Raw genomic sequence first — 13,383 nt, forward strand, 5'->3', positions numbered from 1 at the left:
TTTCGCCCCAAATTGCGTCAAGCTTAAATTTTCGTCGCGCTTAAACAAATGCAACCTTCAGTCAGAACGGACGATCGACGTCGGCATGCGCCCATGTTTCGCCGATGTTTCGCCCATGTGCCGCGCGAATCCGCCCGTCACGCGTCTGCGGAGCCATGCGATGCGCGTCGCGCCCCGGAAACGCGATACCTGCCGTACAAGCCAGTTACCGTTGTGGGCATGGGCCGCTGCAGACGGTTAGCAGTTCGACGCTTCTCGTCGCCACGGCCTCTACGAAGCGCGCTCCCCGATCGATCCGCCGGTCGGCTGCATGACGCGGCGAGCGGGTCGGCATGCTCGTCACGGCGATTGCGGCACGGTCGTGAAGGCCCCTCCGCTGCTTGTCCGGTGTAGCTGCCCGGCAAAGACATCGCGCGAGCGATATCGATACCGTCGGCACCTCACCTGCGGCGGCGCAGACGTTCAACCGAGCCCGAACGGATCGTCAATGCTTTTTGCCGGTTGCGTGAACCAGCGCGGACCGTCGGCCGTGATGTATGCGTGATCCTCGTGACGAATTCCGAATTCGTTCGGAACGCAAAGCATCGGCTCGATACTGAAGCACATGCCCTCGTCGAGTACTGTTCGATCGCCTCCGACGAGATAGGGCCATTCGTGGATGTCGAGCCCGATTCCGTGGCCCGTTCGATGCGGTAGACCCGGCAGCGCATAATCCGGACCATAGCCGACGGATTTCAGATAGTCGCGGACCGCGCGATCGCCCTCTTCAGCCGCCATGCCGGCCCTCACGCGTTCGAAGGCGACGCGTTGCGCCTGCTTCTCGTGCGCCCAGACTTCGCGCTGACGCGCGCTCGCCTCGCCGAACACATATGTGCGCGTGATGTCGGAGTGGTAGTCGTACAGTTGGCAGCCCGTATCGATCAGTACCATGTCGTTGCGCTCGAGCCGCTTCGGATGCTTGACGCCATGAGGATACGCAGTATCGGGCCCAAACAGCACGATGCAGAATGTCGATCCGCGCCGCGCGCCCACCGCTCGATGTGCGGTGTCGGTGAAATCGAGCACCTCGTCGGCACTGATGCCCTCTCTCAAGATCGCGGCCACCGCTTGATGAACGCGCAGCGTCATGTCGTTCGCGCGCTGCATCAGCGCGAGCTCGGCTGCCGATTTGCGGATCCGGCACGCGCGCGTGATCTCCATTGCGCTGCGAATCCGCAGTGCCGACGCTCGTTCGCGAATGCCCTCATACATGAAATATGGCGCGGATTCGTCGAATCCGAGCGTGCCGGCACCGATCCCGAGACGCTCTACGACGTTCGCGAGTAGCCGATACGGATCCTCGTCTTCGTTCCAGCAATGGATGTCGCCGGGAATCTGCATCATGCCTGTGAACGTGCCGCGTTCGAACGCCGGCAGGACGTATTGCAACGGTCCGGATGCGGGAATCAACGCCCCTGTCAGGCGTTCGCTGCGACGCCACGCGACGCCGGTGAAATACAGCAGGTTCGTCCCCGATTCGATATAAATCGCATCGATCCCCTGCTGTCTCATCGACGCTCGTGCCCGTTCGATTCGTGCTGTGTACTCAGCGGGCTGAATCGGCGCGACGCCATTCGCCATGTTCTCGAGTTTCGCCAGTTCCGCTGCGGGGGTCGATCCGCCGATGCCGATAGCCATGTCTCGTTTCCGATCGCATCAAGATTCGCAAAATGATCCGCGCCAGGAGCCAGCTACCGACACTACCCATGACCGAAACGTGCAGCCAACGGCATTTCGTTCCAAAGGGATGCGCGCGGGATCCGCTGGCGTGGATTGACACTGTCGGATCAAGTGCTTGGAAGAGCGTGCGGCTGTAATCGATTCGGCAGTCTGCTCAATGGCCATCTGGGTCGGGCACTCGACGCCGGCTCTTTGGTGACTGAGATGAATCTAGATCACATGAAAATTTCGGTCAAGCTTAAATTTAAGTATAGCGAAAATTTCTGCCATGACCGGGCGGACTGTAATCCTGTAGATGGGCAAGCAATCGCCCAAGGCGACAGAACCACTCACGCGAAGGAATGGAGGAATGCCCGGTCGACATTCGCCAGCCGATGCTCGAATCCGGACGAACACAAGGCTGGCGTGAGGAGTGATGAGAGAGCGCAATGCGCGCGTTGTTTTTTGTTGAGGCTGGGGTAAAAGGCGAAACCCCCGCCTGTGAGGGGCGGGGGTTTCAAGAGGAGGAGCCTGACGATTACCTACTTTCACACGGGGATCCGCACTATCATCGGCGTGGAGTCGTTTCACGGTCCTGTTCGGGATGGGAAGGGGTGGGACCGACTCGCTATGGTCATCAGGCAAAGAGGGTTGTTGCGTTGCTTGGCAGCGCAACCAATCTTGGAAGAAGCAGTAATTTTGGGTTGTGAGGTTGTATCTCACACATACGCGGTACTTCAACCGCTGTACGTCGAGTGCCTTGCACTCGACGCTCGATATCCGTAAGCGCTGAAGCGCTAACGGCTATCGAGACAGACTTGTTATAGGATCAAGCCTTACGGGCAATTAGTATCGGTTAGCTGAACGCATTACTGCGCTTACACACCCGACCTATCAACGTCCTGGTCTCGAACGACCCTTCAAGGGGATCAAGTCCCCGGGGAAGTCTCATCTTAAGGCGAGTTTCCCGCTTAGATGCTTTCAGCGGTTATCTCTTCCGAACATAGCTACCCGGCGATGCGACTGGCGTCACAACCGGTACACCAGAGGTTCGTCCACTCCGGTCCTCTCGTACTAGGAGCAGCCCCCTTCAAACTTCCAACGCCCACGGCAGATAGGGACCAAACTGTCTCACGACGTTTTAAACCCAGCTCACGTACCTCTTTAAATGGCGAACAGCCATACCCTTGGGACCGGCTACAGCCCCAGGATGAGATGAGCCGACATCGAGGTGCCAAACACCGCCGTCGATATGAACTCTTGGGCGGTATCAGCCTGTTATCCCCAGAGTACCTTTTATCCGTTGAGCGATGGCCCTTCCATACAGAACCACCGGATCACTATGACCTGCTTTCGCACCTGCTCGACTTGTCGGTCTCGCAGTTAAGCACGCTTATGCCATTGCACTATCAGCACGATTTCCGACCGTACCTAGCGTACCTTCGTACTCCTCCGTTACGCTTTGGGAGGAGACCGCCCCAGTCAAACTGCCTACCATGCACTGTCCCCGACCCGGATCACGGGCCAAGGTTAGAACCTCAAACAAACCAGGGTGGTATTTCAAGGACGGCTCCACCGAAACTAGCGTTCCGGTTTCATAGCCTCCCACCTATCCTACACAGATCGGTTCAAAGTCCAATGCAAAGCTACAGTAAAGGTTCATGGGGTCTTTCCGTCTAGCCGCGGGTAGATTGCATCATCACAAACACTTCAACTTCGCTGAGTCTCGGGAGGAGACAGTGTGGCCATCGTTACGCCATTCGTGCAGGTCGGAACTTACCCGACAAGGAATTTCGCTACCTTAGGACCGTTATAGTTACGGCCGCCGTTTACCGGGACTTCAATCAAGAGCTTGCACCCCATCATTTAATCTTCCGGCACCGGGCAGGCGTCACACCCTATACGTCCACTTTCGTGTTTGCAGAGTGCTGTGTTTTTATTAAACAGTCGCAGCCACCAGTTTATTGCAACCCCTTCACCCTCTGCGCGCAGGCGCATCAAGCTACCAGGGCGTACCTTATCCCGAAGTTACGGTACCAATTTGCCGAGTTCCTTCTCCCGAGTTCTCTCAAGCGCCTTAGAATACTCATCTCGCCCACCTGTGTCGGTTTGCGGTACGGTCATCGTTAGACTGAAGCTTAGAGGCTTTTCTTGGAACCACTTCCAATTGCTTCGCTCCCGAAGGAGCTCGCGCCACACCCTTGAATCCTGCGCCCGGATTTGCCTAAGCGCCTTCTCCAATGCAGCGACCGGGACTTCCAACACCCGGACAACCTTCCGCGATCCGTCCCCCCATCGCATCTAACGACGGTGCAGGAATATTGACCTGCTTCCCATCAGCTACGCATTTCTGCCTCGCCTTAGGGGCCGACTCACCCTACGCCGATGAACGTTGCGTAGGAAACCTTGGGCTTACGGCGAGGGGGCCTTTCACCCCCTTTATCGCTACTCATGTCAGCATTCGCACTTCCGATACCTCCAGCACACCTTACAGTGCACCTTCGCAGGCTTACGGAACGCTCTCCTACCATGCGAGCAAAGCTCGCATCCGCAGCTTCGGTATATGGCTTAGCCCCGTTACATCTTCCGCGCAGGACGACTCGATCAGTGAGCTATTACGCTTTCTTTAAAGGGTGGCTGCTTCTAAGCCAACCTCCTGACTGTTTTAGCCTTCCCACTTCGTTTCCCACTTAGCCATATTTGGGGACCTTAGCTGGCGGTCTGGGTTGTTTCCCTCTTGACACCGGACGTTAGCACCCGATGTCTGTCTCCCGTGATTGCACTCTTCGGTATTCGGAGTTTGCTATGGCGGGGTAATCTGCAATAGACCCCCCAACCATGACAGTGCTCTACCCCGAAGGTGAGACACGAGGCACTACCTAAATAGTTTTCGGAGAGAACCAGCTATTTCCAGGTTTGTTTAGCCTTTCACCCCTATCCACAGCTCATCCCCTAACTTTTCAACGTTAGTGGGTTCGGACCTCCAGTACGTGTTACCGCACCTTCATCCTGGCCATGGATAGATCACCTGGTTTCGGGTCTACGCCCAGCAACTGAACGCCCTATTCGGACTCGCTTTCGCTACGCCTGCCCTATTCGGTTAAGCTTGCTACTGAACGTAAGTCGCTGACCCATTATACAAAAGGTACGCCGTCACCCCCGAAGAGGCTCCGACTGTTTGTATGCATGCGGTTTCAGGATCTATTTCACTCCCCTCCCGGGGTTCTTTTCGCCTTTCCCTCACGGTACTGGTTCACTATCGGTCGATCACGAGTATTTAGCCTTGGAGGATGGTCCCCCCATCTTCAGACAGGATTTCACGTGTCCCGCCCTACTTGTCGTACACCTAGTTCTTTCATACTGTTTTCGCCTACAGGGCTATCACCTGCTATGGCCGCACTTTCCAGAGCGTTCGGCTAACAATACAAATAAAGAGTACAGGCTCTTCCCATTTCGCTCGCCACTACTTTGGGAATCTCGGTTGATTTCTTTTCCTGCGGTTACTTAGATGTTTCAGTTCACCGCGTTCGCCTCACATGACCTATGTATTCAGTCATGGATACTCCAAAAGGAGTGGGTTTCCCCATTCGGACATCTACGGATCAAAGCTCGTTTGCCAGCTCCCCGTAGCTTTTCGCAGGCTACCGCGTCCTTCATCGCCTGTGATCGCCAAGGCATCCACCACATGCACTTGTTCGCTTGACCCTATAACGAGTCTGTCTCATGTCGGCCATCGTTAGCGCTTTAGCGCTTACGATGGCCCCATCCCCGAATGGGGATGACAGCCGCTACAGGTTGAGTTCTCGCGTTGTGCCGTATTCCAATTTGATGTCGACCAGTGTTAGCGCTTTAGCGCTTACTCTGGTCCCACTCCCGTAGGGAGCCGAACATGAAGTTCGAATCATCTTGAGATACATCGATACAATCACAACCCGGATAACTTCCACGTCCATCTCAAAGACGCTTCCGCTATCCAAATTACTTGCTTCTTCCAGATTGTTAAAGAACGACAGCCGATACAGTTGCCTGCATCACTCTGACTGGCTCAATCGCCAATGACAAAGATTCGACTCAAGTCGAACGCTTGTCATTGAAGATTGTGGTGGAGGCAGACGGGATCGAACCGACGACCCCCTGCTTGCAAAGCAGGTGCTCTCCCAGCTGAGCTATGCCCCCGTACAGAGACACTCAGGTTCCCTTCTCGCCAGACAATTGGTGGGTCTGGTTGGATTCGAACCAACGACCCCCGCCTTATCAAGACGGTGCTCTAACCGACTGAGCTACAGACCCCTGAGTCTGTCCTGATTCACAGCCGATAAGCGTGAGCGCTCAACTTCGCGGATTTAAGCTCGAGAAAGGAGGTGATCCAGCCGCACCTTCCGATACGGCTACCTTGTTACGACTTCACCCCAGTCATGAATCCTACCGTGGTGACCGTCCTCCTTGCGGTTAGACTAGCCACTTCTGGTAAAACCCACTCCCATGGTGTGACGGGCGGTGTGTACAAGACCCGGGAACGTATTCACCGCGGCATGCTGATCCGCGATTACTAGCGATTCCAGCTTCATGCACTCGAGTTGCAGAGTGCAATCCGGACTACGATCGGTTTTCTGGGATTGGCTCCCCCTCGCGGGTTGGCGACCCTCTGTTCCGACCATTGTATGACGTGTGAAGCCCTACCCATAAGGGCCATGAGGACTTGACGTCATCCCCACCTTCCTCCGGTTTGTCACCGGCAGTCTCCTTAGAGTGCTCTTGCGTAGCAACTAAGGACAAGGGTTGCGCTCGTTGCGGGACTTAACCCAACATCTCACGACACGAGCTGACGACAGCCATGCAGCACCTGTGCGCCGGTTCTCTTTCGAGCACTCCCGCCTCTCAGCAGGATTCCGACCATGTCAAGGGTAGGTAAGGTTTTTCGCGTTGCATCGAATTAATCCACATCATCCACCGCTTGTGCGGGTCCCCGTCAATTCCTTTGAGTTTTAATCTTGCGACCGTACTCCCCAGGCGGTCAACTTCACGCGTTAGCTACGTTACTAAGGAAATGAATCCCCAACAACTAGTTGACATCGTTTAGGGCGTGGACTACCAGGGTATCTAATCCTGTTTGCTCCCCACGCTTTCGTGCATGAGCGTCAGTATTGGCCCAGGGGGCTGCCTTCGCCATCGGTATTCCTCCACATCTCTACGCATTTCACTGCTACACGTGGAATTCTACCCCCCTCTGCCATACTCTAGCCCGCCAGTCACCAATGCAGTTCCCAGGTTGAGCCCGGGGATTTCACATCGGTCTTAGCGAACCGCCTGCGCACGCTTTACGCCCAGTAATTCCGATTAACGCTCGCACCCTACGTATTACCGCGGCTGCTGGCACGTAGTTAGCCGGTGCTTATTCTTCCGGTACCGTCATCCACCCCGGTTATTCGCCAGAATGATTTCTTTCCGGACAAAAGTGCTTTACAACCCGAAGGCCTTCTTCACACACGCGGCATTGCTGGATCAGGCTTGCGCCCATTGTCCAAAATTCCCCACTGCTGCCTCCCGTAGGAGTCTGGGCCGTGTCTCAGTCCCAGTGTGGCTGGTCGTCCTCTCAGACCAGCTACTGATCGTCGCCTTGGTAGGCCTTTACCCCACCAACTAGCTAATCAGCCATCGGCCAACCCTATAGCGCGAGGCCCGAAGGTCCCCCGCTTTCATCCTCAGATCGTATGCGGTATTAATCCGGCTTTCGCCGGGCTATCCCCCACTACAGGACATGTTCCGATGTATTACTCACCCGTTCGCCACTCGCCGCCAGACCGAAGTCCGCGCTGCCGTTCGACTTGCATGTGTAAGGCATGCCGCCAGCGTTCAATCTGAGCCAGGATCAAACTCTTCAGTTCAATGCCTGTTACTGTTTTCGGTTGTTTCCAACCGGTCGCTCACTCAAAGCTGACAGGTCGTGAATTGCTTCACAAACCTGACTTACTTTAGTGTGAGACTCTTGATACTTTTGCTCGCGATCCGAAGATCGTCCGCCACATCAAGCGCCCACACTTATCGGCTGTTCATTGTTAAAGAGCACATCTGCGAGAAGATTTCACTACTTGACACCGTCTTCTCAGCAGCGCTGCGTTGTTAGCAGCAGAGAAATGAAATTATGATCACTTATTCGCAGCGCGTCAACAACTTTTTTACCTCCACGCCACCGAAACTGCGTCATCGCCGTCTCGCGCTCCCGCCCGTCCTCGCGGTCGACCGTACTGCCTGAGCTCAAGACTTCCCACTCCCCCCTTCGCGCCGCGTTCGCCGTAGCGCGAAAGAGGCGTGATTTTAGGCATAAGCTTCGTACCCCGCAAGAGGGTTTCGAAAATTTTTTTGCTCCCCTATATATTCACACTTCGAACGCGCTCGCCTATCTTCCATAAGGAAGACTACCGGAAGGTCGGCAAACCGCTGAACAAACGCGGAACGGACTAAAATGACAGGTTCCTCGCATCCAACCATGTCAATCTATGCGCCAGCGAACCGCTAAACGCCTCCCCCCCGATGCCGACAAACTGGTCGGTCTGTCGCTCGCGCTGTTTGCGTCCGGCAGCCGCGTCGAAGATCGCTTCTGGGAAGCCAAGCTCGACGCCTTGCTCGCAAAGATCGTCCGCAACGGCAACCAGACCACGCTCGACGCCGCGCTCGATCATCTCCAGCAGAATCACCCGGACGCCTACGGCGCTCTCGCCGACATGGCCGAGACGCACAGCGAGTCCCTGTCCGTCGAGCATGACGGCAAGCCGTACGAAGCGCTCCTCGTCGCGATCCCCGTGCTCGCGTGGACCCGGTACATGATTCCGTCCGGCGCGCTCAAGACCGAGATCGCCGACGTGTTGCGCACCCATTTGCAAGCGCACGTGCTCGCGCAAGGCACGCTCGTCGCGATGGCGCCCTTTCTCTACAGCATCGATCAACTGCCGCGCCATCACGTCGAAACTTACCGCCTCGCGCAACAGCTCGCGCACGCGGCGCTCGGCAACCATCCGGTCAAGCTCAACTACGGCGACCTGCCCGAGACGTCGCCGATCCTGGCTGATCCGCGCTTCCTGCTCGCCGTCGTCGCCGCGCCCGCCGGCGCCCCGCTCTTCCGCTGGCAGGAAGAAGAGCACGGCTCGCGCATCGAGCGCGGCCAATGCCTCGAGCAGTGGGCCGCACAGGGCGGCGTCAACTTGTCCGCCGCGCTCCCCGGCTGCGAATTCGAGTGCCTGCTGCCCGACGCGTACTACTCCGCGTGCCGCGACGCCGACGAGCGAATCCGTCCGCACACCGTGCGCACCGCGATCCGCTATCTGTTCGACACGATCGGCGCCGCGCCGCAGGAGTTGAGAGCCGTGATCGCGGGCTTCGGCGAGCGGCGGATCGACGAATATCGCGTCGCCTTCACTCGCCGCGGCAACAACGACGTCATCTACGGGGTCGTCTGGCCGCTCTACGGCCGCGAGAACGGCGAGGCATCGATTGACGAGGCGACGCTCGAAGCCGAGGCCCCCGCCGACGGCCCGCTCGAAGAGATCGCCTCGCTGCTGAAGGAAGCGGGCGTGACCGACATCCGCCGCCACGCCGGCCGCTTCGAACCCGAATATTGCGACGATTGCGGCGTCCCGTTGTACGCGGACCCGCTCGGCGAGATCGTCCATGCGGAGATGCCGGAGGACGCGACGCCCGCGCAGCCGCACTTCCACTAAAGCCTGCCCGGCGCCGCGCCGCCGGGCGCAAGCGCTCCGTCGAAGGCCGCCCCGAGCTCCCGCTCGGGGCGGCCTTCGCGCTTTCGCTTGTCCGAATTTTTCTTATGACTTTCAGCTAGGCCGACATCCTGTAATGTCTTTGTCATTATTGCGGAGATGGCACTCGTCGTTTTCTCGATCAATCGGATAAGCGGAGGCATAACATGAGGTTTCTGGTGCTCAACTCGAACGCGGAGCGTCGCGACGGCTTGAAAACCCTGCTGCGTCAAATCGACCGACACGCCGGCTACAACGACGCCAAGGACTGGCGGCAGGCGCAACGGCTCATCAAGCTGCAAAGCTTCGACTTGATCGCGGTCGACTGGCAGGACATCAAGCGGCTCGGCGATCTGCGTGCGCTTTGCCAGGCTTGCGCGCCCACGCCCGTCGCCGCACTCACCGACGACGCCTCGCCCGAGCACGCGCAAGCGCTCTTCGACGCCGGCGTGCTCGGCGTCATTCCGCGCTCCACGCGCCCGCACCTCATCGTCCGCGCGCTCGAAATGGTGCTGCTCGGCGGGCACTACGTGCCGCCGAGCGCGCTCAATCTCACCGAGCCGGCCGCGCGCGTTAGGGACGGCCGCGTCGAAGCGATCATCAGCCAGTTGCCGCGCAGAAAGCGCTCGCCGTGCAGTTTGCTGTCGCCGCGCCAGGCGCAAATCATGCGGTTCGTCCACATGGGCAGCACCAACAAGATGATCGCGCGCACGCTCGGCATCAGCGAAGGCACGGTCAAGATCCATCTGGCCAGCATCTTCCAGCAGTTGGGTGCGACAAATCGCGCCGCCGCGGTCGCGATCTACAACGGCTGGCTGCCGCCGCATCTCGAAGTGCTGCTGTCCGCACGCGAGACTTCGCCCAAACCCGTACACGGCGCGCCCGGCCCCGTGCCGCTGCGCCCGGCGAAAGCCCGCCACCCGTACCCGCTCGCAGCCGAAAACGAATCGTCTGCCCAGCCACTCATCGCAGCCGAACCGGACGCGCTGTTCAAGGCGAACGAATAGCCGGTAAAACCCGCGTAGAGGGTGAATCCATTCCCATCTTTTGTATTCAACGAGTAATATAAAAACATGGGTTTCCTCTACACGCCGCTTCCGTTCTGGATTGCTGTCGGTGGCTGGATCGCCGCCGTGGGCCTGCTCGCCCTCGCGCTGTGGAAACGCCCGTTCGGCCGCCTGCAGGACGCGACGCTGCAACACGTGTGGCTCGCGCTCGTGACCACGATCACGGTGCTGTGGGCATCCAACGCTTGGCTCGACGACGGCCTCGTCATGCATCTCCTCGGCGCGACGCTGCTTGTCACGCTGTTCGACTGGACCCTCGCGCTCGTCGGGATGGCGGCCGTGATCGGCGTCGCGGCGATCGTGTTCGATGCGACGTGGCAAGGCGTCGGACTCACCTATCTCGTCTATGGCGCACTGCCCGTCGCCGTATCGACGCTGCTGCAACGCGCCGCGCTCGCATGGCTGCCGCACAACCTGCCCGCGCTCATCGTCGGCCAGGGCTTCGTGTCGCCTGCGATTGCGGTGGGCGTCGTCGCGGCGGCAGCGGCCGGCGTGCAGATTGCGCTCGCCGAGGGCACGCTCGTCGTCGTGCCGTCCGGCTATGCGCTGAACGCATTGCTGCTCGCCCTCGGCGAGGCGTGGTTCACCGGCATGGCGACCGCGCTGATCGCGGTCTACCGGCCCGCGTGGGTCACGACCTCCGACGTGCGCCGCTATCGTCTCGGCGGGCCGCGCGCGTGAGCGCGGCCGTCTGACCGCCTGATCGCCGGCGCGAACGCACGCGCACGCCCCGGCCATACGGGCAATCGCTCTACTGCGACGCCGAAAAATTACGCTAAGATGGAACCCTGCTCTTCATCGGGCATCTCATGTGCCTGGTGTCTCTATCGCGCTTATCTCATACCTCCAGATGGACAGCTTTCCCGCCTCGCATCGCCTGCTCGGCGCGCTCGGCAAGCTGACGGCCTGTGTCGCGGGCCTGTCGCTCACGTTCGCCGCGCCCGCGTTCGCCGACTTGCTCGATCAACGCACCGAACTCGTCAACAAGTACGTCAACGAAATGCATGCCGATCCGCTCGTCGCGGATTGCGCCGCGCACGGCAACTTCATCGCCAGCACGTCGAGCGCTTTCGATCACGTCGAGTTTCCCCCGAACGCATTCGACACCGGAAGCGCATCGATCACGCCCTGGAACGATTCGTTCGACGAAGGCAAGCAGCGCGTGAAGGTCGACAACATCGTGACCGTCGAGGGCCTCGGCGTGCGCGGCAGCGGCGGCGAGCCGGAGCATCTGAAATTCCGCTGCGGCTACGTCGGCACGCAAATGCTCGCGTTCAGTTGGAACGATCCGGTGCCGCCCGCGAAGCCGCGTGTCGAGCGCGCGACATCGTCGAAGAAGAAACTGCGCGCGCACTCGGGCAAAAGCAAGGTCAGCGCGAAAGCAACGGGCAAGAGCAGCAAGCGCGCGGCATCGACGAAAAAATCGAGCACGACGAAGAAAGCCGTGAAGAAACGCTCGGCGCGCAAGTCGTGACGCGTCCGGTCGGACGCCGGGGCGGACATCGGATCGAGCCGGCCTCGACGGACGCGGCCCACGCGTAGAACGCGCCGTCATCGGCCCATCTGCTCATCCGCATACCGACCCATCGGCCCATCGGCCGGATGCAAAAAAGCCGGAGCGCAACGATGCGGCTCCGGCTTTTTCATGCGCGCCCGATCCGCGCATCCGCCGCACCGGGGCGAGCGCTCAGGCGGCGCTCAAGCGAAAGCCCGCACGTGCTCGAGGATCGCGCCCAACATCGCCGCACCGAGCGACGCGCTGCGCGCGCCGTTCCAGCCGACGTGCTCGTCGGGCAGATTCGCGTTGTCCTTGAACGGCATCTCGAGCGTCAGCGACAAGCAGCCGAACCGGTGGCCAATGTACTTCGACGCGAGCTTGAGCGCATCTTCCCTGTACTTGCCGGGCGGATAGCCGCGCTCGTCCTGAAAATCAGGGCTCGCGCGCTTGAACGCCTCGATGAACGCGTGCTGCTCGACGCGCTGCTGCTCGGTGAAGCCCGGCAGCATCTCCGAGCCGGCCGCGAACACGTACGGCAGATCCTCGTCGCCGTGGATGTCGAAGAACAGATCGCAGCCGATCGCATGAATCGCGTCGCGCACGGCGAGCACTTCGGGGCTGCGCCCGGCGTCCGGCTCCATCCATTCGCGATTCAGGTTCGCGCCTGCCGCGTTCGTGCGCAGGTTGCCGTGCACGCTGCCGTCCGGATTCATGTTCGACACGATGTAGAACGTCGCGTGATCGTACAGCTTGCGCGCGACCGGATCGCCCGACCAGTCGCCCCAGCCGGCGAGCCGCTTCACGAGCCCTTCGACGAACCATTCCGCCATCGACTCGCCCGGATGCTGGCGCGCGATGATCCACACCTTCTTCTTCGCGACGCCCGCTTCGTCGGGCGTGCCGAGCACGACGAGCGACATCGGCCGCCCTTCGACCGTACGGCCCAGCTCGACAACGCTCGCTTGCGGCATCTGCTGGACCGCGCCGAGAAACTCCGAATGGCGCTCTTCGCTGTACGGCTCGAAATACGCGTAATGGATGCTGTCGAAATCGGGCGTATGGTCGATCGTCAGCACCTGGCCGTCGTAGGACGTCGGCACGCGGAACCAGTTGACCCGGTCGTAGCTCGCGACCGCGCGGTAGTCGCGCCAGCCCGCCGGATACGCGCAGTCGTTCGCGTTCTCGAACGTCATCACGCAACGCTCGCCGCGCGCGCCCGTCAGCCGGAAGTAGAACCACTGCGCGAACTCGGCGCGATTGTCGCCGCGCACGCGCAGCCGGATCGCGTCCGCGCGCTCGCACGACACCACGTCGATCGCGCCCGCGTCGAAATTGCTCGTAATCGAGAGAGTCATTGCATCTCCTGGTT

At 59.6% G+C, this 13,383-nt stretch carries 6 protein-coding genes, 2 tRNA genes and 3 rRNA genes; 4 read left to right on the forward strand and 7 right to left on the reverse strand.

Annotation, left to right across the window (positions count from 1 at the left end; translation table 11 throughout):
* Positions 1–462: 462 nt before the first annotated feature.
* The 6 genes from WT16_RS03020 to WT16_RS03050 form a co-directional block, all read right to left on the reverse strand.
* Positions 463–1,677 (reverse strand): Xaa-Pro peptidase family protein, encoded by a 1,215-nt coding sequence (locus WT16_RS03020; protein WP_063532688.1) that lies wholly within the window; start codon positions 1,675–1,677, stop codon positions 463–465.
* A gap of 550 nt (positions 1,678–2,227) precedes the next feature.
* Positions 2,228–2,340, reverse strand: a 5S ribosomal RNA gene (rrf, locus tag WT16_RS03025).
* A gap of 183 nt (positions 2,341–2,523) precedes the next feature.
* A 23S ribosomal RNA gene (locus WT16_RS03035) occupies positions 2,524–5,403 on the reverse strand.
* Between the two features lie 395 nt (positions 5,404–5,798).
* Positions 5,799–5,874, reverse strand: a tRNA-Ala gene (locus WT16_RS03040).
* Positions 5,875–5,911: 37 nt separating this feature from the next.
* Positions 5,912–5,988 (reverse strand) — tRNA-Ile (locus WT16_RS03045).
* 64 nt (positions 5,989–6,052) lie between these two features.
* Positions 6,053–7,583, reverse strand: a 16S ribosomal RNA gene (locus tag WT16_RS03050).
* The 16S, 23S and 5S rRNA genes sit together here with 2 tRNA genes alongside, the layout of an rRNA operon.
* Before the next feature lie 612 nt (positions 7,584–8,195).
* Here WT16_RS03050 and WT16_RS03060 point away from each other — a divergent pair.
* The 4 genes from WT16_RS03060 (at position 8,196) to WT16_RS03075 (ending at position 11,990) form a co-directional block, all read left to right on the forward strand.
* Positions 8,196–9,413, forward strand: a complete 1,218-nt coding sequence (locus WT16_RS03060) for a DUF2863 family protein (RefSeq protein ID WP_006025136.1) — start codon at positions 8,196–8,198, stop codon at positions 9,411–9,413.
* Positions 9,414–9,616: 203 nt separating this feature from the next.
* Entirely contained in the window at positions 9,617–10,456 is an 840-nt protein-coding gene (locus tag WT16_RS03065; RefSeq protein WP_059934748.1) for a response regulator transcription factor, read from the forward strand.
* Between the two features lie 66 nt (positions 10,457–10,522).
* A complete protein-coding gene (locus tag WT16_RS03070) occupies positions 10,523–11,197 on the forward strand; it encodes an energy-coupling factor ABC transporter permease (protein WP_063532690.1) in 675 nt (224 codons plus the stop codon).
* 169 nt (positions 11,198–11,366) lie between these two features.
* Positions 11,367–11,990 (forward strand): hypothetical protein, encoded by a 624-nt coding sequence (locus tag WT16_RS03075; protein WP_063532691.1) that lies wholly within the window; start codon positions 11,367–11,369, stop codon positions 11,988–11,990.
* A gap of 224 nt (positions 11,991–12,214) precedes the next feature.
* On the opposite strand, the gene WT16_RS03080 is transcribed toward WT16_RS03075, so the two are convergent.
* Complete coding sequence (locus WT16_RS03080; RefSeq protein WP_063532692.1) at positions 12,215–13,369, reverse strand: M14-type cytosolic carboxypeptidase; 1,155 nt, start codon at positions 13,367–13,369, stop codon at positions 12,215–12,217.
* Positions 13,370–13,383 lie beyond the last annotated feature (14 nt).

Source organism: Burkholderia sp. MSMB1589WGS (assembly GCF_001636105.1).
Taxonomy (GTDB): domain Bacteria; phylum Pseudomonadota; class Gammaproteobacteria; order Burkholderiales; family Burkholderiaceae; genus Burkholderia; species Burkholderia humptydooensis.

Coding starts and splice junctions, on each gene's coding strand:
- WT16_RS03020 (WP_063532688.1), bottom strand. CDS start 1,677: ATGGCTATCGGCATCGGCGGATCGACCCCCGCAGCGGAACTGGCGAAA.
- WT16_RS03060 (WP_006025136.1), top strand. CDS start 8,196: ATGCGCCAGCGAACCGCTAAACGCCTCCCCCCCGATGCCGACAAACTG.
- WT16_RS03065 (WP_059934748.1), top strand. CDS start 9,617: ATGAGGTTTCTGGTGCTCAACTCGAACGCGGAGCGTCGCGACGGCTTG.
- WT16_RS03070 (WP_063532690.1), top strand. CDS start 10,523: ATGGGTTTCCTCTACACGCCGCTTCCGTTCTGGATTGCTGTCGGTGGC.
- WT16_RS03075 (WP_063532691.1), top strand. CDS start 11,367: ATGGACAGCTTTCCCGCCTCGCATCGCCTGCTCGGCGCGCTCGGCAAG.
- WT16_RS03080 (WP_063532692.1), bottom strand. CDS start 13,369: ATGACTCTCTCGATTACGAGCAATTTCGACGCGGGCGCGATCGACGTG.